The sequence below is a fragment of the Undibacterium sp. GW821-FHT07F11 genome (genome assembly GCF_059418665.1).
The window spans coordinates 282,669-300,128 of the sequence record NZ_JBWKQH010000009.1 but is presented as its reverse complement, the minus strand read 5'-3'; the positions used below and the strand labels follow the sequence as shown (position 1 = coordinate 300,128).

Here is a 17,460-nt window from a genome sequence, read left to right as displayed (position 1 = left end):
TTTGCCTAAAATATTGGCATGGAAGTAATCTTTATTGAAATCAAGTACTTATCTTCTTTTCCTGCGCTTTTACACAAGCTTGTCCACAAATTTTGTGCAGAATAAGCGCTTATTCACAGAGAAAGTGATTAAAAAAGCAAAATTTTTAGCATGCTTGTGAATAAGCTGAGTTTGCCACTTTTTTAGGCGCGAATGAAATAATTAATAAAATCAATGGTTTAGTAACATTGCCCATACTTTTTCACATAGTTGTCCACATATTTTGTGCAAAAGCCTGACTTTTGCAATTTTTACCGGATACATATTTGCATTTAAGATAATATTTCTGTGGAAAGAGCATATTTCCTCGTCAAAATGAGCATTTGCCTGTTTTTCTGGCAGCCTTACTTATCATATAAAAATCAGCGACTTACAGTGTTTCTTTACGGTAATGCACAATCTTGTCCACATATTTTGTGTAAAACACCTGGCTTGTCGTCGATCAAAATTTTTTGATGAAATTTTGTGCAAAAAGGACTGAAATTGCAGATATGCCTAAAATATTGGCAGCACAATAATTTTCTTTTAAATCAGTTACTTGTCATTATGTGCGAGACTTTTGCACATACTTGTCCACAAATTATGTGTAGAAAAGACGGGGGTAAAATGAGAAAAATGCTGTTTTATCCACAAAATGACAGTGCCTAAATCTTTGGCAGGGCTGGAAAAGTGAAATAAATCATGGGCTTAGCTAGATTCAGTGCACTTATCCACAAGCTTGCGCACAGATTTTGTGTAAAACAGTGGATATCCTGATTTACTATGATCAGTGCAAATTTCGTGCAAATTTTATGCTTTAGCTGAAAATGATGCTTTGAAACATTTTGTGCTGAGTTTTTTGCTCTGTGCTCTTGCCCATAGGCAGACAACGCGCTACATTGCGGGCTTGGATTTAGGAACCTTCAAGGAGTTAATTTGTTCGCCATCATTCAAGCCGCAGGCTGGCCAATTTATTTTTTATTGATTGCCTCAGTTATTGCGCTGACATTAATCATAGAACGCAGTCTTTCTTTGCGCCGTAGCCGCATTTTGCCGCCCACTTTGCTGGACGAAGTCATACGCGTTTATCAGGCAGGTAAAGTCAAACCTGAAGTCGTAGAACAGCTGGCAGGCAATTCCCCTCTGGGTAAAGTACTGGCGGCGGGTTTGCGCAATGTGAATGCGCCGCGCGACGTCATGAAAGAATCCATAGAAGAAGCGGGCAGCGCTGTCGCGCATGAACTGGAACGCTTCCTGACTACACTGGGCACGATTGCTTCACTGGCACCTTTGATGGGCTTGTTTGGTACTGTCGTCGGCATGATAGAAATTTTCGGCTCACAAAATGCGACGGGTGCGAACCCTGCACAACTGGCGCATGGTATTTCAGTAGCGCTGTATAACACGGGTTTTGGTTTGATGATCGCCATGCCTGCAATGGTGTTCTGGCGCCATTTCCGCGCACTGGTAGATAGCATCGTCGTTGATATGGAGCAACAGGCTATCAAGTTTGTTGATGTCGTCCACAGCGCCAGGAAGTAGTCATGAATTTTCGTAAAGGAAGGGGCAGGGAAGAGCCAGAGATCAACCTGATCCCGTTTATTGACGTCTTGCTGGTGATCCTGATTTTCCTGATGGTGACGACGACATATAGTCGCTTCACTGAATTGCAAATCACCTTGCCAACTGCAGATGCAGAAAAAGCCCAGGACAAACCGAATCAGATAGATATCGGTATTGATGCCCAGGGCCGTTACAAGATCAATAGCCAGGCCGTGTCTTTCCTCGACACCCTGACCCTGGCTGAAGATTTGAAAAAAGCGGCAGCTGCACTGGAAGCTGGCAAGACTGGCACCCAGCCTGATCCTGTCATCATCATCAATGCAGACCGTGCGACCAGCCATCAGTCTGTGATTGATGTACTGGAAGCTGCACGTATTGCGGGCATGGCCAAGGTTACGTTTGCGGCCCAGGCTACTGCGAAATAAAGACACCAGCAAGTTTGCGTTGAAGCGGAAAGCTGTTTCATATGCAAACCCAGACAGCCGGGGAGTGTGTAGCTCCCCGGTTTCTTTTTTAGAGAATGACATGCGGGCAGTATTGGAAAAAGTTTTATTGAGTGCCTGGCAAAAGCGAGGGCTGCTGGCTTGTTTGTTGTGGCCAGTGTCAAAGCTATTTCAATTGATCATCACTTTCCGTTTTGGCCTGTTTGTAATGGGCTACAAAGCGCAAACCAAATTGCCTGTGCCTGTCGTTGTGGCCGGTAATATCTTTATCGGTGGTACTGGCAAGACACCGCTGGTCATCTGGCTGGTGCAACAATTGAAACAGGCAGGCTGGCATCCAGCTGTCATCTCGCGTGGTTATGGTGTGCATGCCGAGAGTGTGATCCTGCTGGATGCTACCTCGCAAGCGCAGCAGGTTGGTGATGAACCAGTATTGATTGCTGCCAGGGCACAATGCCCGGTAGCAGTAGGGCGCGACCGCGTTGCCGTGGCGCGCTGTGTGCTGGCAGCCAATCCGCAAGTCGACGTCATTATTGCTGATGATGGTTTGCAGCATTACGCCTTGGGCCGTGACGTTGAACTGGTTTTATTTGACCAGCGCGGTACCGGTAATGGCTGGTTATTGCCAGCTGGACCTTTACGTGAGCCTGTACAAAGAAGGCGTGACTTTACGATCTGTAATTTACCAGATCCGGGCGCAGCATTCCCGGTCAGAATGCCTGTCGACACTGTGCGCATGCATTTGCAAGCTGGTCAGGCTTATCGATTGAATGACGACACACAGCGCCGCTCATTGATTGAATTCCGGGGGCAAAGCTTGCTGGCATCGGCTGGCATAGGTAATCCACAGCGTTTTTTCAGCATGCTGGCATTGCAGGGCTTGCAATGTCAGACACGGTCTTTTCCTGATCACCATGTCTTTGATGTGCAGAGTTTTAAGGGCGTAGATGCGGATTGCATCCTGATTACTGAAAAGGATGCAGTAAAATGTAGGCAAATCCCGGCTTTACTGGACGATGCCCGCATCTGGGTAGTACCAGTTGAAGCTCAACTCGATGCAGCTTTTGCCGCATCCCTGATACAAATGATTTTGGAGAAAAAGCATGGACGCACGTCTGCTTGATGTGTTGGTTTGCCCTTTGTGCAAAGGACAATTGGTCTACCAAAAAGCCAGTCAGGAATTGATTTGCTATGGCGATAAACTGGCTTATCAGATACGCGACGATATTCCCATCATGTGGGCAGATCAGGCGCGCGCATTGACCAATGAAGAAATTGACGCCAGACCCAAGGCTTAACGTTTTATGAGTTTTATCGCCATTATCCCGGCACGGCTGGCTTCCAGCCGTTTAGCCAATAAACCCCTGGCAGACATAGGCGGCAAGCCCATGGTTGTGCGCACTGCAGAGCAGGCATTGTTGTCTGGTGCCAGTGCCATCATGGTGGCCACCGATCATGCCGACATCGTCGCTGCCTGCAAGGCCCATGGCGTGCCAGTATGCATGACGCGGGCAGATCATCCATCCGGTACCGACCGGATCGCCGAAGTCGCTGCCAGCATGAATCTGGCTGACGATGCGGTTGTCGTGAATGTGCAGGGTGATGAACCATTAATAGATCCAGCGCTGATCGCAGCAACTGCAGCCCTGGTGAATGCAGATGTGCCTATGGCGACTGCAGCCCATTCTATCCATACGGTAGAGGATGGTTTTAATCCGAATGTCGTTAAGGTGGTATTAGACAAGCACGGCCGCGCCCTGTATTTTTCCCGCGCCACCATACCCTGGCACAGGGATGGGTTTACCATCAGCCGTGAACAGTTTCCGCCAGCTTATGCACCGCTGCGTCACATAGGTTTGTATGCCTACCGCAACGACTTTTTAAAAAAATATCCACAACTGGCTGTTTCTCCACTGGAACAAATTGAAGCGCTGGAGCAATTGCGGGTTTTGTGGCATGGCTATGCGATTGCGGTTCATGTTACCGGTTCCAGCCCGGCGCCAGGAGTGGATACGGCAGAAGATCTCGAACGTGTCCGGCAGTTTTTTATAAATAAGAAATAAAAAAACGGGCAAAACCCCAAGTTTTCGTGGCAAAGCATCAAGAATTACGAAAATTGTGGTAAGTTTCGTGAAAAGAAACTGTGTTATCAAGCTAAATAAGAAAAGCAAAAAAGAGCCGTGCCTGCCATGAAACCGCTGGCTGTCATGTTTTGATAATACAAGCACAAAAAATTCAAACTCGTCTTAGGAAATTTAACATGCGTCTTATTTTGTTGGGAGCGCCGGGAGCCGGCAAAGGTACACAAGCCAATTACATCAAAGAAAAATACAATATCCCGCAAATCTCTACTGGTGATATGTTGCGTGCTGCAATCGCTGCAGGCACAGCTTTGGGTCTGGAAGCAAAAAAAGTCATGGACACTGGTGGACTGGTATCTGATGACATCATCATCGGCCTGGTCAAAGACAGGCTGACACAGCCTGATTGCGCGAATGGTTATCTGTTTGACGGTTTTCCACGCACCACGCCACAGGCAGATGCGATGAAGGATGCTGGCGTGACGATAGACTATGTACTGGAAATCAATGTACCAGATGAAGCCATCATCGATCGTATGAGTGGCCGTCGTGTTCACCCAGGTTCTGGCCGTACATACCACGTCAAATTCAATCCGCCAAAAGTTGAAGGCAAGGATGATGTAACTGGTGAAGAACTGGTACAACGCCCCGACGACAAGGAAGAAACCGTCAAGAAGCGTTTGTCCGTATATCACGAACAAACAGAAATCCTGTTGTCTTATTATGGCGATTGGGCCAAGTCTGGCAAGCCAGGCGCGCCTAAATATCGCAAAATCGCTGGCGTCGGACCGGTAGAGTCCATCCGCGACAGCGCGTTTGCGGCGCTATCTGAATAAGTAAGAAAAAAAGCGGACTGCATTGTCCGCTTTTTTTATAGCTACCAAGTACGGCTAAGCCCCAGCCAGTTTCTCCAAAAATATGGGCTACGTAAAAGTTTCGCAGTGTGCAGGATTCATTTTTGTCATTGGGTGCAAAGCAGTCTGGCACTTAAGTCTGAAAAATGAAGAATTGTCGTTGTTTCACTTTGTCGTTAAAAAAATGCATGCGCCCACAAGGCCAACATGCCTATAACATTGGAGGAGTCAACATGGCAGCAAGTCTTTGGTTTGTCATCGCATGTGGCGTCATCGCCGTACTATATGGTTTGATATCGCGTAGCTGGATTTTGAAGCAGGATGCTGGTAATGCGCGTATGCAGGAAATCGCTACCGCTATTCAACAGGGCGCTGCCGCCTACTTGGCGCGGCAATACCGCACCATCGCCATCGTTGGTGTGGTGCTGTTTATCGCCGTTGCCGCCATACCGGGCCTGGGTCTGATTACTGCCATCGGTTTCCTTATCGGTGCGGTGTTGTCCGGCGCCTGTGGTTTCATCGGCATGAATGTGTCGGTCAGGGCCAATGTCAGGACCGCGCAGGCAGCAACCAAAGGCATGAATGAAGCGCTGGACGTGGCTTTTCGTGGCGGTGCCATCACTGGCATGCTGGTCGTTGGCCTGGGTTTGCTGGGTGTGACGATTTTCTACTGGGTATTGGTCATGAATGCTGCTGGCAGTACGCTGACACAGCATGACGTTATCAAACCCCTCATAGGCCTGGCCTTTGGCGCTTCGCTGATTTCCATCTTCGCCCGTCTTGGTGGCGGCATATTTACCAAGGGTGCTGACGTCGGTGCCGATCTGGTCGGTAAGGTTGAAGCCGGTATCCCTGAAGATGATCCGCGTAACCCTGCCGTGATTGCTGATAATGTCGGTGATAATGTCGGTGACTGCGCTGGTATGGCTGCTGATTTGTTTGAAACCTATGTCGTGACCCTGATCGCCACCATGTTGCTGGGTGCGCTGGTGGTCACCAGCAATGTCACCGAAGCGATTGTTTATCCATTGTTGCTCGGTGCTGTTTCCATTCTGGCTTCCATCGTTGGCTGTTCCATGGTAAAAGCCAAGCCCGGCAAGAAAATCATGTCTGCCCTGTACACAGGCTTATGGTGGGCTGCTGGCTTGTCGTTGATCGGTTTTGCCATCGTGACCTGGCAAGTCTGGCCTGATGAAGCCATGCGCATGAAGATGATGGGCGCTGCCCTGGTGGGTATCGTCCTGACTGGCCTGATGGTGTATATCACTGAATATTACACAGGCACAGACTTTAAACCGGTACAGCATGTGGCTCAGGCATCAACCACTGGTCACGGTACAAACATCATTGCTGGTCTTGGGGTATCGATGAAGTCAACTGCGTGGCCAGTGCTGGCTGTGTGTGCTTCGATACTTGTCTCCTACAATCTTGCTGGTTTGTATGGCATCGCGATTGCGGCAACTTCCATGCTGTCGATGGCGGGCATCATCGTGGCGCTCGATGCCTATGGCCCTATTACAGATAATGCCGGTGGGATTGCCGAGATGTCAGAAATGCCTGCTTCAGTACGTGCGATTACTGATCCTCTCGATGCCGTTGGTAACACCACCAAGGCAGTCACCAAGGGTTATGCAATTGGTTCTGCCGGCCTGGCAGCACTGGTGCTGTTTGCCGATTACACCCATGCGCTGGATTCTGTTGGCAAGAGTACTTCGTTTGATTTGTCGAATCCGCAAGTCATTGTCGGCTTGTTTATTGGCGGTTTGATTCCTTACCTGTTTGGCGCGATGGCGATGGAAGCCGTGGGCCGTGCAGCCGGTGCCGTGGTAGTGGAAGTGCGTCGTCAGTTCAAGGAAATCAAGGGCATCATGGATGGCACAGGCAAGCCTGAGTATGACAAGGCGGTCGATATGCTGACGACATCGGCGATCAAGGAAATGATCATTCCATCGCTATTGCCTGTCATCGTGCCTATCCTGGTTGGCTTGTTGCTGGGGCCAGCCGCGCTCGGTGGTTTGTTGATGGGGACTATCGTGACTGGTTTGTTCGTTGCGATCTCAATGACCACTGGTGGTGGTGCCTGGGACAATGCCAAGAAATACATAGAAGACGGTCATTTTGGTGGCAAGGGTTCGGAAGCGCACAAGGCTGCCGTGACTGGTGATACTGTCGGTGATCCATACAAGGATACAGCTGGCCCGGCAGTCAACCCGCTCATCAAGATCATCAATATCGTGGCACTGTTGCTGGTACCCCTATTGCCTGCAACGGGAACCACGACGAGTGCAGCCAGCCATGCCAGCCCGCCAGCGCAAATGGCAGCACCGGCAGCTTCTGCCTCGGCCAGCGTTGTTGCGCCTGCTGCATCTGCTTCAGCATCAGCCCCGGCAGAGGTGCCACCGCCACCCGCAATGACTGATCCTGCATCTGCCAGCAAATAAACATTAAGCTGTTGCAGAGACTGGGTAGCAAAAAAATGGCAGCGATATTCGCTGCCATTTTTTTATTTTTGCGTGGAGAGGATTATTCGCTACAATACGAAGATGTGACGTTTACGTAAACGTAATTATAGTCGTAATCGTGGATGCAACTAGTGGATACAAATAAGTGCCATCCCCACAATTTGATTAATGTGCTTATTGACAATAGCTTGGAGAGACAAATATGCAAATTCAAAATCATGTATTTATTATTACTGGTGGTGCTTCCGGCCTGGGTGCAGCGACGGCAAGAATGATCGTTGCCAACGGCGGCAAGGTCGTGCTGGCCGATGTGCAGGTAGAAGCTGGTGAAGCACTGGCGACTGAGCTGGGTGGCAAGTTTGTCAAATGCGATGTGACTTCTGAAGCCGATGGCAAAGCTGTCGTTGAAGCCGCTGCTACTCTGGGTACGCTGCGTGGGCTGGTCAATTGCGCCGGTGTTGCACCAGCGATCAAGACGGTTGGTAAAGATGGCCCGCATCCACTGGACGTTTTTCAGCGCGTGGTTAACATCAATCTCATCGGTACTTTTAACATGTGCCGTCTGGCAGCAGACGCCATGGGCAAGACCGAAGGTGTGGAGCATGGTGAACGCGGTGTCATCATCAATACAGCATCCGTCGCTGCTTATGATGGTCAGATTGGCCAGGCAGCCTATGCATCTTCCAAGGCAGCGGTAGTTGGCCTGACCCTGCCTATGGCACGTGATCTGTCACGCAGCGGCATCCGTGTCATGACGATCGCACCAGGTATTTTTGAAACACCCATGCTGCTGGGCATGCCGCAAGAAGTGCAGGATGCTTTGGGCAAGATGGTGCCGTTTCCTCCGCGCCTCGGCAAGCCGGATGAATATGCTAATCTGGCCAAGACGATTATTGAGAATGTGATGTTGAATGGTGAGACCATCCGATTAGACGGAGCCATTCGCATGCAACCCAAATAGTAAGTGCTGATAAAGCTACTGCGCGGCGCGATTTTTGGTCGGCGATGCTCATCGTACTAAAGTACGATTGCGCTTCTCAACCAAAACTAGCGTCGCTCGCTACGCTTTCTCAGCACTTACGCGCCTCAGTATGCGGGCAGAAAAAATAACTGCACTTCGGTACTGTTTAGGCATGATTGTTGTATTTGTAGAGTGGAGTTCTTTCACTGTGCCGTGCAGCATGACAAATTGCTAGGGGGCTACTACACTAGGGCAAATCTGGATTTGCCCTTTTTTTATGCCTACACAAACGAGTAATAATGCGGGAACAGGATTGATCTTGACCGGTGGTGGGGCGCGTGCGGCCTATCAGGTTGGGGTGCTTCATGAAATTTCGGCGATACTGGTGGAGTCTGGCTGGCATCCTGCAAGCAATCCTTTTGGCATTATCTGTGGTACTTCTGCGGGGGCGATCAATGCGACCTCGCTGGCCTGCGGGGCTGATAATTTTGCTGATGCAGTGGGGCGCATGCTGCATATCTGGGAAAATTTTGAAGCGGCGCAAGTGTACCGGGCGGATTCGCTGGGTGTCATGCGTAGCGGGGCGCGCTGGTTGACATTGTGGTCGTTTGGCTGGTTGCTCAACAAATGGCGCAAGGCACCACCCAATTCTTTGCTCGATAATTCTCCGCTGGAAGCACTGTTGACCCGTATGCTGGACCTGAGTAGTCTGGATGCCGCATTTAACAATGGCAGCCTGCATGCTTTGGCGGTAACGGCATCTTCTTATACAGCCGGTCAGCATCTGACTTTTTACCAGACTCTGGCCGATATTGAACCCTGGGTCAGAAGTCAACGTTTGGCGCAGCGTGATTTTATCGGCGTCCAGCATTTGCTGGCATCTGCCGCGATCCCTTTTATTTTTCCTGCCGTGCCACTGAACTGGGGCGGGCGTATGGAATATTGTGGTGATGGTTCCATGCGTCAGCTGGCACCGATATCACCCGCCATCCATCTGGGGGCGCAAAAGGTCTTGATCGTCGGTGCGGGCCGTTTGACTGAGCCGCCCAGTGTCAGCACCGAAACTGCCCGTTATCCCAGTCTTGCACAAATTGCCGGTCATGCCTTGTCCAGCATTTTTCTTGATAGTCTGGCTGTGGATATAGAAAGACTGATGCGCATCAACAAGACCTTGTCGATGTTGCCGCCAGAATTGCTGGAGAAAACCCCCTTGCGACCAGTTGATCTCCTGGTCATTGCGCCTTCAGAAAGACTGGATGAAATTGCCAGTCGCCACACCAATAGCCTGCCCCTGCCTGTGCGCACCATGCTGGGTGGTATAGGTGCTACCGAAGCACGTGGTTCGGCTCTGGCGTCTTATCTCTTGTTTGAATCGACTTATACCAAAGAGCTAATTGCCCTTGGGCGACGGGATACCCGTGCCCGGATGGATGATGTCTTGCACTTCTTTGGTGTTGATACAACGTCACGGGTGCCAGCGAGATTGGTGTGATAGCTGGACATTATTGCCATAAAGTATTTTTGTCGAAAATGTGACAGGCAGATGAATTAATATATTGTAACATCTGCAACAATGATTGATTCATCATCGACAAACCGTTACTCTATGCCCTGTTTAAGCATGTGCGGATAGACAAAATAATGATAAATCCAACATTTTTAAAAAAATGGCTGGTATTTCTGACGCTTGCTTTGCTGGCAGCAACCAGCTTCGCCAAAGACACCAATAGTCTTGGCCAGGTTGCTATTGCTGAATTACCTAAAGAAGCACAGGCAACACTGAAGCTCATCAAGCAAGGTGGTCCATTTCCTTATGACAAGGATGGCGTCGTGTTCGGCAATTATGAATCCAGGCTACCCAAGCAAAAGCGTGGTTACTATCATGAATATACGGTGAAAACGCCGCGTGTCCGTAATCGTGGCGTGCGTCGCATCATTGCCGGAGCAGACCCGCAAACGTCGGGCGAATACTATTACACTGAAGACCACTACGAGAGTTTTCGCAGAATTAAAGAGTAAATATGATCTCAGCAACCGAGGGGGAAATGGAATTATTGGCAACGGTAGCGCCGAATGTGGTGCAATCCATACGTGCTTTCCGTGTGCCCGATTTACAAGCTGAAGCAGCCAAGCTGGGACAGCATTTCTTGTATGCCTATTGCCTCGAAGCAGCCACCAAGCAGCAAGTGCTGGGTAAGATTGCCTTGTCTTTCGGTTTTCCCAAGCCCATGTGTCGTAATCTGGATGCATTGTCAGATTGCCTGACTGATATGATTTACAAGGCCGGACCGCAACCCGGTTTTTTGATCGTGCTTGAACAATTGCCAAATACGCAAAAATTTGACAAGGAAGCGCGCGAGACACTGTTGGACGTTTTTCGGGACGCCGCCGATTTTTGGGCCGACAGAAAAGTCGCGTTTCGTGTGTTCTACTCCTTCGAATAGTATTTTTATACCCTGTATAATAGGTGCCAGTAAGTAATTGCTGGCATTTTTTGTTTGGGGCTAACCCCCTGTCAGCGTTACAATGCCGCCATGAAAAAGATTGTTATCCTCATTTCTGGTCGTGGCAGCAATATGCAAGCCATCGTTGAAGCTGCCGCAAAACAGCAATGGCCAGCGCAAATCGCTGCCGTTATCAGCAACCGTGCTGATGCGGGTGGTTTGGAATATGCAGCCAGCCGTGGCATACCGACAGCGGTAGTCGTTAGTAAGCAATTTGCAACGCGTGATGCATTTGATGCTGCTTTGCGGGAAAAAATAGATGAATTTGCCCCTGATCTGGTCGTTTTGGCCGGTTTCATGCGCATACTGACTGCAGGCTTTGTCGAACATTATGCCGGCAGGATGTTAAATATCCATCCATCCCTGTTACCCAGTTTTGTCGGTTTGGCAACGCATCAGCAGGCAATTGATGCGGGCGTTAAAGTGCATGGCGTGACCGTGCATTTTGTTACTGCTGAACTCGATCATGGTCCCATCGTCGCGCAGGCGGTTGTGCCAGTGCTTTACGACGACACCGAAGACACTCTGTCGCACAAGGTACTTGAACAAGAGCACCAGATTTACCCGCGCGCCGTATTGCAATTTGTCGAAGGCAAATTGCGCATAGACGGCAATCGTGTTCATATCAGTAATTAATAAATTAATTAGTGAGCATCAGCGGCGCTGCCAGCGCGATTTTGCATGGGCACTGGTTAAACATTAGCCACCAATATAGTTAGTACTACATAGTAATTTGGTTCATCCGGACCACGTCAGCATATTAGAAGGAAGCAGCATGAGATTACCTCCAGCCATACTCGTCAATACCGAAGAAGTATTACGTGAGATTTTGCGTTTTACCGGCCCGGCAGATGGCACTTTGTCGCGTTATTTTCGTGATCACCCACGCCTGGGTTCACGCGAACGCGGTGTAGTTGCGGAGGCTGTTTATGGCTTGCTGCGTAATAAAGCGGTGTACACCAATTTTTCTGAGTCTGGTATAGGCTCACCTATGCGCCGCCTGAGCCTGCTGGGTCTGGCTGATGCAGTTGGTGTCGATGCTCTTGGTGGCTTGACGGAAGATGAAACAGCGTGGCTGCAACGTGTGATGGAAATTGACCGCACGCACCTGCCTTTGATGATGAAAGCCAATTTGCCAGAATGGCTGTGGACAAAACTGGTGGAGCGCTTTGGTGAAGAAGATGCACTGGCGCTGGCCATGTCGCTGAACACCCCGGCACCGCTGGATTTGCGCGTCAACACGATCAAGGGTGATCGCGACACCGTCATCACCACACTGGCACAGGCACCTATCATCGCTGAGCCTACTCCCTATTCAAGCACGGGTTTGCGCGTACGCAAAAAACCATCCATCCAGAATCTGCCTTTGTTTAAAGACGGCACGATAGAAGTACAGGATGAAGGTAGTCAGTTGCTGGCTCAACTGGTCGGTGCCAAACGCGGTGAAATGGTTGCTGATTTTTGCGCTGGTGCCGGTGGCAAAACTTTGGCACTGGGTGCATTGATGCGTAACACAGGCCGTCTGTATGCCTTTGATATTTCTGAAAAGCGCCTGGCCAAACTGAAGCCACGCATGGCGCGCAGTGGTTTGTCAAATGTGCATCCTGTCGTCATCGCGCATGAAAAAGATGCCAAGATCAAACGCCTGGCGGGCAAGCTGGATCGCGTATTGGTCGATGCACCTTGCAGTGGACTGGGTACTTTGCGCCGCAATCCTGATGTCAAATGGCGTCAGACGCCAGAGGGTGTGGCAGAGTTGAATGTCAAGCAGGCTTCCATCCTGGCCAGCGCTGCGCGCATGGTGAAGCCAGGTGGCCGTCTGGTGTACGCAACCTGCAGTATTCTGGATGAAGAAAACGAAGGCATCGTCCAGGCTTTCCTGGCTGAACATGCTGACTATGCACTGGTGCCAGCCTCTCAGGTATTGGCTGAGCAAAAAGTGAATCTGGAAATGGGTGATTACCTGAAGCTCTACCCGCATCTGCACCAGACCGATGGTTTCTTTGCCGCGATACTGGAACGTAAAAAGGCACCAGCCAAAGTTGCGCCAGAAGAGGTCGCTCCAGAAGCAGAAGAAGATTGATTCAGGTGTCACTGTAAGTAATCCCATCATCCAATTCATCGTTCCTGCACATTATGAGTACACCCTTACTCGCCAGTTTATTGTCTGACTTATCGAAAGATTTAGGCCAGCCTGATTTTTATTGGCAAGTAGGGGCGGTCGCCTTGTGTTTCAGCCTGGCCTGGTTATTGTCACGTGCACTCAGGCGCAGCTTTACTGCAAAAGACACTGATTCTGGCGTAGTGAAGCTGGGCGTGGAAAGTTTTACCCGTGTACTCTCGCCAGCCCTGGCGATGATTTTTATCCTGATTGCTAAAATGATTTTAGGCAAATGGCAGCATACGCATTTGCTGTCTTTATTATTCCCTATCATCGGTTCATTGGCATTGATACGCTTTGCCTTTTATGTCGTGCGGCAAACCTTTGCCCGCGACGGTTCCATAGGTAACTTCCTTGCTGCATTTGAGAAATTGTTTGCCGGCTTGGTCTGGCTGGGTGTGGTATTGCATTTCACCGGCCTTGGGCAGGAGTTGTTTACCGGCCTTGACGAAGTTTCCCTGCCTATAGGTAAAAACAAGGTATCGTTGCTGACTATCCTGCAAGCGATAGCCTCAGTCGTGGTTACCCTCGTCGTTGCGATGTGGGCCAGTGCCGCGCTGGAAACACGTTTGATGAAGCTGCCGAACGCGCACACTTCTTTGAAAGTCGTTTTGTCACGTGTGGGCAGGGCAGTATTTATCCTGTTGGCCATACTCATCAGCCTGACTCTGGTTGGCATAGACCTGACCGTGCTTTCAGTCTTTGGCGGTGCCTTGGGCGTAGGTCTGGGTTTTGGTTTGCAAAAAATTACCAGCAGTTATGTCTCCGGTTTCATCATCTTGCTGGACCGTAGTATGTCCATAGGCGATATGATCACGGTCGATAAATTCAGCGGACGGGTAACCCAAATCAACACCCGCTACACCGTGTTGCAAGGGCAGGATGGTGGAGAGGCAGTGATACCGAATGAAATGCTGGTGTCCACACCTGTGCAAAATTACTCCCTGAGCGACAGAACTGTAGCAATGTGGACCGATATGACGGTGGGCTATGAAACTGATCTCGACAAGATAATGCCCATACTTGGAGAGGCTGCTGCTACCGTGGAGCGGGTTTGTAAGGACCCCGCACCTTCAGCATATTTGCTGAAGTTTGGTGCGGATGGTTTTGAGCTGCGGGTAGGCTTCTGGATTGCCGACCCTGAAAATGGCCGCTCCAGTGTCATGTCTGCGGTTAACCTGGCTTTGTGGCAGATTTTGCAAGAGCATAAGGTGAATTTACCCTATGGTCAGAGGGTTGTGACTTTAATTAACAGTCCAGTCAAAGAAACTTGAAGCCAGGCAATAATATTAGTTCTAAAATTGGGGGGATTCCTCTAAAACCGCGTACAATGCCGTCCGATGTCTATAATGAAAAAAGTTGATGGCGTTTTTGCGAAATCAACCAAGATGCCGTCAATAACAATGGAGTACATGTCATTTTGAGCACTTTTATCGATACAGTAGTTGATTTTCTGTCCAATGGACTGACTCGTGCAACGGGTTGGCAGGTATTTATTTTCACCATGGTCGTGACGCATATCACGATTGCCAGCGTGACGATATTCCTGCACCGCTGCCAAGCGCATCGTGCATTGGAATTGCATGCTATCCCCAGCCATTTCTTCCGTTTCTGGTTGTGGCTGACGACTGGCCAGGTCACCAAGGAATGGGCAGCGATTCACCGCAAACACCATGCCAAATGCGAGACGGAAGAAGATCCGCATAGCCCAGTGACACGTGGTATCAAAAAAGTCTTGCTCGAAGGCGCAGAGCTGTATCGCGCAGAATGCAAAAACACAGAAACCATGGAAAAGTATGGTCATGGCACTCCTGACGACTGGATGGAGCGTAACATCTACACCCGTTTTAGCTGGCAGGGCGTGGCTCTGATGCTGATTATCGACTTCATCTTGTTTGGTGTTGCTGGCATTACGGTATGGGCTGTACAAATGTTGTGGATACCTGTAACTGCTGCAGGCATCATCAATGGTATTGGTCACTACTGGGGCTATCGCAATTACGATTGCACCGATGCTTCGCGTAACATCGTACCTTTCGGTATCCTGATTGGTGGAGAAGAGCTGCATAACAACCACCATACTTTCGGCACTTCAGCAAAACTGTCGTCCAAATGGTATGAGTTTGATATCGGCTGGTTATATATTCGCAGCATGGAAATTGTTGGTCTGGCCAAGGTCAAGAAAGTCGCCCCCGAACCCAAGTTCAAGGAAATCAAGACCGTCGTTGATCTGGAAACTCTGCAAGCCGTGATCACCAATCGTTATGACGTCATGGCGAAATATACCAAGTCCTTGCGTCGTGCCTGGAGTGAAGAAGTGGCAAGCTTGCGCGAGAAAGCCATGTTCGAAGCGCACATGCTTAAATCGACCAAGAAATTGTTGCAACGTGAACCTACCAAGCTCGAAGCGCCTCAGCAGCAGCAATTGTCTGAGGTACTGGCACATAGCCGTGCCCTGAAGACCATGCATGACATGCGCGTGGAACTGGGCTTGATCTGGGAACGTTCTACTGTCAGCCGTGAACAACTGGTACAGCAATTGCAGGACTGGTGTGTGCGTGCAGAAGCATCTGGTATCCAGACTCTGCGTGAATTCTCCCTGAGATTGCGCACTTACGCTTAAAAAGCTTGTCTGCTTCTTCAAAAACGGCGCTGATGCGCCGTTTTTGTTTTTGCGCGACATTTTTATGTCATCTCCTTCATCTCCAGGCTGTGCGATGTTTGGTTGTATGAAGAAGTACTGTATTAATTAATCGAACCCATTCCACAAGCACTATGGCAAGTAGTTTTAGTTTGAACGCCTGACAGTTGAACGTTCAGAACAAGCTGCGTTCAAGCACGCGTCGAAGATTGAAGTTGGGGGAAAGGATGGGGGAAAATAGGGTGTCTAATTTACTGACAGTGCTTGTGCACAAAAATAGACACGCATGAAAAAACCCTGCAGTGCAGGGTTTTTTATTTCTACAAAACTTACCAGAATTACTTGATTTTGGTTTCTTTGTAGATGACGTGCTTACGTGCTTTAGGATCGAACTTCATGATCTCCATTTTTTCAGGCATAGTGCGCTTGTTTTTGGAGGTTGTATAGAAGTGACCTGTACCAGCAGTCGATTCCAGCTTGATTTTGTCGCGACCAGATTTAGCCATGATATTTTCCTAACAATAGTTTAGCTTAAACTTTTTCGCCGCGAGCACGCATGTCAGTCAAAACGGCATCGATGCCGATTTTGTCAATGACGCGCAGACCAGCATTGGACAAACGCAGAGAAACCCAACGGTTTTCTGATTCTACGAAAAAGCGACGATTTTGCAGATTAGGCAAAAAGCGGCGTTTTGTTTTGTTGTTAGCGTGGGATACATTGTTGCCAACCATTGGCCCCTTCCCAGTCACTTGGCAGACACGTGCCATGTTTAACTCCTTAGACGATTCCGAAATTGGAAAAACGCAAGTATAAACAAAATCTCATGAAATATCAACGACTTGCAGAAAACAAGTGTGTCTTATTTAAAAAATTGATTTAACAATTCGATTTTAAGGTTTTCTCCACTGGTAAATGCATACGTAAACTGCTTGTTCTGGCATATCAGATACCCGTGCCGTCAATGTGCCCTGTGTTGCAAAATATCCGAGGGGAAATGAAAAAACACTCAAATCAAACCATGCTCTGCGAAGGAATATACATTCGGATTTGCAACGATGAAATGGTCCAGTACGCGCACATCTACCAAAGCCAGAGCCTGCTTAAGGGTTTGCGTGAGGCTGATATCTGCCTGACTGGGTTCGCACGAACCAGAAGGGTGGTTGTGGGCCAGGATGATGGCGGCAGCATTCTGATGCAAGGCTGATTTGACCACCTCACGCGGATAAACGCTCGCGTGGTTCAATGTGCCGCGAAACAACTCCTCTGCCTTGATCAGGCGGTTTTTGACATCCAGATAGAGGATGGCAAAAGACTCATGCGGTTTATTACCTATCATCAGTTGCAGGTAATTCTTCACTGCCTGAGGGGAGGAGAGCGAAGCATTCTCCTCCAATTGCTCAGAAATTGCCCGTTTGGCCAGTTCCAGCACGGCTTGCAATTGCGCATACTTGGCTGCGCCCAGCCCATGTATGGAAGAAAAATCCTTCATGCTGGCAGCAAACAGGCCAGAAAGTGAGCCAAAGTGCTTGATCATGTCACGCCCCAGGTCAACTGCGCTTTTGCCCTTGACGCCAACCCGGAGAAATACAGCCAGTAATTCTGCGTCCGATAAAGCACTGGCTCCATGCTTGATCAACCGCTCCCGCGGGCGCTGGTCTTCTGGCCATTCATTGATTGCCATCTAAGTTTTCTCCATAGAATGCGGTCCTTACCTCTTAATAAGTTAAAGCTGGCTTACAATATCAAATTCTCAGCCTATTATCTTTAGCTT

At 49.3% G+C, this 17,460-nt stretch carries 18 protein-coding genes; 15 read left to right on the top strand and 3 right to left on the bottom strand.

Annotated elements, in window-relative coordinates; translation table 11 throughout:
• Positions 1–954 precede the first annotated feature (954 nt).
• The 15 genes from AC07OI_RS22690 to AC07OI_RS22620 all read left to right on the top strand — a co-directional run bounded on the left by AC07OI_RS22690 (position 955) and on the right by AC07OI_RS22620 (position 15,670).
• Entirely contained in the window at positions 955–1,560 is a 606-nt protein-coding gene (locus AC07OI_RS22690; protein WP_492708862.1) for a MotA/TolQ/ExbB proton channel family protein, read from the top strand.
• A gap of 2 nt (positions 1,561–1,562) precedes the next feature.
• Positions 1,563–2,006, top strand: coding sequence for an ExbD/TolR family protein (locus tag AC07OI_RS22685; protein ID WP_110257768.1), 444 nt, complete (start codon positions 1,563–1,565; stop codon positions 2,004–2,006).
• Positions 2,007–2,106: 100 nt separating this feature from the next.
• A complete protein-coding gene (lpxK, locus tag AC07OI_RS22680; RefSeq protein ID WP_492708859.1) occupies positions 2,107–3,147 on the top strand; it encodes a tetraacyldisaccharide 4'-kinase in 1,041 nt (346 codons plus the stop codon).
• Positions 3,128–3,322, top strand: a complete 195-nt coding sequence (locus tag AC07OI_RS22675; protein WP_495258777.1) for a Trm112 family protein — start codon at positions 3,128–3,130, stop codon at positions 3,320–3,322. Before lpxK ends, AC07OI_RS22675 begins: the two co-directional genes overlap by 20 nt.
• 6 nt (positions 3,323–3,328) lie before the next feature.
• Positions 3,329–4,087, top strand: a complete 759-nt coding sequence (gene kdsB / locus AC07OI_RS22670) for a 3-deoxy-manno-octulosonate cytidylyltransferase (RefSeq protein ID WP_492708855.1) — start codon at positions 3,329–3,331, stop codon at positions 4,085–4,087.
• Between the two features lie 197 nt (positions 4,088–4,284).
• Positions 4,285–4,941: an adenylate kinase gene (gene adk, locus AC07OI_RS22665; RefSeq protein WP_423003542.1), complete on the top strand. Its 657-nt coding sequence runs from the start codon at positions 4,285–4,287 to the stop codon at positions 4,939–4,941.
• A gap of 251 nt (positions 4,942–5,192) precedes the next feature.
• Positions 5,193–7,400 carry a sodium-translocating pyrophosphatase gene (locus tag AC07OI_RS22660; protein WP_495258776.1) on the top strand — a complete coding sequence of 736 codons (2,208 nt, stop codon included), beginning with the start codon at positions 5,193–5,195 and terminating at the stop codon, positions 7,398–7,400.
• 223 nt (positions 7,401–7,623) lie between these two features.
• Complete coding sequence (locus AC07OI_RS22655) at positions 7,624–8,382, top strand: 3-hydroxyacyl-CoA dehydrogenase (RefSeq protein ID WP_492708850.1); 759 nt, start codon at positions 7,624–7,626, stop codon at positions 8,380–8,382.
• A 277-nt stretch (positions 8,383–8,659) separates the two neighbouring features.
• Positions 8,660–9,874 (top strand): patatin-like phospholipase family protein, encoded by a 1,215-nt coding sequence (locus AC07OI_RS22650; protein ID WP_492708848.1) that lies wholly within the window; start codon positions 8,660–8,662, stop codon positions 9,872–9,874.
• A 149-nt stretch (positions 9,875–10,023) separates the two neighbouring features.
• Positions 10,024–10,401, top strand: coding sequence for a guanyl-specific ribonuclease (locus tag AC07OI_RS22645; protein ID WP_495258775.1), 378 nt, complete (start codon positions 10,024–10,026; stop codon positions 10,399–10,401).
• A gap of 26 nt (positions 10,402–10,427) precedes the next feature.
• A complete protein-coding gene (locus AC07OI_RS22640) occupies positions 10,428–10,826 on the top strand; it encodes a barstar family protein (RefSeq protein WP_422978767.1) in 399 nt (132 codons plus the stop codon).
• Between the two features lie 90 nt (positions 10,827–10,916).
• Positions 10,917–11,522 carry a phosphoribosylglycinamide formyltransferase gene (gene purN, locus AC07OI_RS22635; RefSeq protein ID WP_495258774.1) on the top strand — a complete coding sequence of 202 codons (606 nt, stop codon included), beginning with the start codon at positions 10,917–10,919 and terminating at the stop codon, positions 11,520–11,522.
• Between the two features lie 139 nt (positions 11,523–11,661).
• Complete coding sequence (locus AC07OI_RS22630) at positions 11,662–12,969, top strand: RsmB/NOP family class I SAM-dependent RNA methyltransferase (RefSeq protein WP_495258773.1); 1,308 nt, start codon at positions 11,662–11,664, stop codon at positions 12,967–12,969.
• A gap of 53 nt (positions 12,970–13,022) precedes the next feature.
• Positions 13,023–14,321 (top strand): mechanosensitive ion channel family protein, encoded by a 1,299-nt coding sequence (locus AC07OI_RS22625; protein ID WP_495258772.1) that lies wholly within the window; start codon positions 13,023–13,025, stop codon positions 14,319–14,321.
• 146 nt (positions 14,322–14,467) lie between these two features.
• A complete protein-coding gene (locus AC07OI_RS22620; protein WP_492708840.1) occupies positions 14,468–15,670 on the top strand; it encodes a DesA family fatty acid desaturase in 1,203 nt (400 codons plus the stop codon).
• A 356-nt stretch (positions 15,671–16,026) separates the two neighbouring features.
• Here AC07OI_RS22620 and rpmG read toward each other — a convergent pair whose 3' ends face one another.
• The 3 genes from rpmG to radC all read right to left on the bottom strand — a co-directional run bounded on the left by rpmG (position 16,027) and on the right by radC (position 17,370).
• Positions 16,027–16,194, bottom strand: coding sequence for a 50S ribosomal protein L33 (rpmG, locus tag AC07OI_RS22615; protein ID WP_110257750.1), 168 nt, complete (start codon positions 16,192–16,194; stop codon positions 16,027–16,029).
• Between the two features lie 25 nt (positions 16,195–16,219).
• Entirely contained in the window at positions 16,220–16,456 is a 237-nt protein-coding gene (gene rpmB / locus AC07OI_RS22610; protein ID WP_110257749.1) for a 50S ribosomal protein L28, read from the bottom strand.
• A 239-nt stretch (positions 16,457–16,695) separates the two neighbouring features.
• Positions 16,696–17,370, bottom strand: a complete 675-nt coding sequence (gene radC / locus AC07OI_RS22605) for a RadC family protein (protein WP_495258771.1) — start codon at positions 17,368–17,370, stop codon at positions 16,696–16,698.
• Positions 17,371–17,460 lie beyond the last annotated feature (90 nt).

Bases quoted from the DNA above. Each gene is read 5' to 3' on its own strand.
- AC07OI_RS22655 (WP_492708850.1), top strand. From the start codon at position 7,624: ATGCAAATTCAAAATCATGTATTTATTATTACTGGTGGTGCTTCCGGC.
- rpmB (WP_110257749.1), bottom strand. From the start codon at position 16,456: ATGGCACGTGTCTGCCAAGTGACTGGGAAGGGGCCAATGGTTGGCAAC.
- kdsB (WP_492708855.1), top strand. From the start codon at position 3,329: ATGAGTTTTATCGCCATTATCCCGGCACGGCTGGCTTCCAGCCGTTTA.
- AC07OI_RS22625 (WP_495258772.1), top strand. From the start codon at position 13,023: ATGAGTACACCCTTACTCGCCAGTTTATTGTCTGACTTATCGAAAGAT.
- rpmG (WP_110257750.1), bottom strand. From the start codon at position 16,194: ATGGCTAAATCTGGTCGCGACAAAATCAAGCTGGAATCGACTGCTGGT.
- purN (WP_495258774.1), top strand. From the start codon at position 10,917: ATGAAAAAGATTGTTATCCTCATTTCTGGTCGTGGCAGCAATATGCAA.
- adk (WP_423003542.1), top strand. From the start codon at position 4,285: ATGCGTCTTATTTTGTTGGGAGCGCCGGGAGCCGGCAAAGGTACACAA.
- radC (WP_495258771.1), bottom strand. From the start codon at position 17,370: ATGGCAATCAATGAATGGCCAGAAGACCAGCGCCCGCGGGAGCGGTTG.
- AC07OI_RS22645 (WP_495258775.1), top strand. From the start codon at position 10,024: ATGATAAATCCAACATTTTTAAAAAAATGGCTGGTATTTCTGACGCTT.
- lpxK (WP_492708859.1), top strand. From the start codon at position 2,107: ATGCGGGCAGTATTGGAAAAAGTTTTATTGAGTGCCTGGCAAAAGCGA.
- AC07OI_RS22630 (WP_495258773.1), top strand. From the start codon at position 11,662: ATGAGATTACCTCCAGCCATACTCGTCAATACCGAAGAAGTATTACGT.
- AC07OI_RS22660 (WP_495258776.1), top strand. From the start codon at position 5,193: ATGGCAGCAAGTCTTTGGTTTGTCATCGCATGTGGCGTCATCGCCGTA.
- AC07OI_RS22650 (WP_492708848.1), top strand. From the start codon at position 8,660: ATGCCTACACAAACGAGTAATAATGCGGGAACAGGATTGATCTTGACC.
- AC07OI_RS22640 (WP_422978767.1), top strand. From the start codon at position 10,428: ATGGAATTATTGGCAACGGTAGCGCCGAATGTGGTGCAATCCATACGT.
- AC07OI_RS22675 (WP_495258777.1), top strand. From the start codon at position 3,128: ATGGACGCACGTCTGCTTGATGTGTTGGTTTGCCCTTTGTGCAAAGGA.
- AC07OI_RS22685 (WP_110257768.1), top strand. From the start codon at position 1,563: ATGAATTTTCGTAAAGGAAGGGGCAGGGAAGAGCCAGAGATCAACCTG.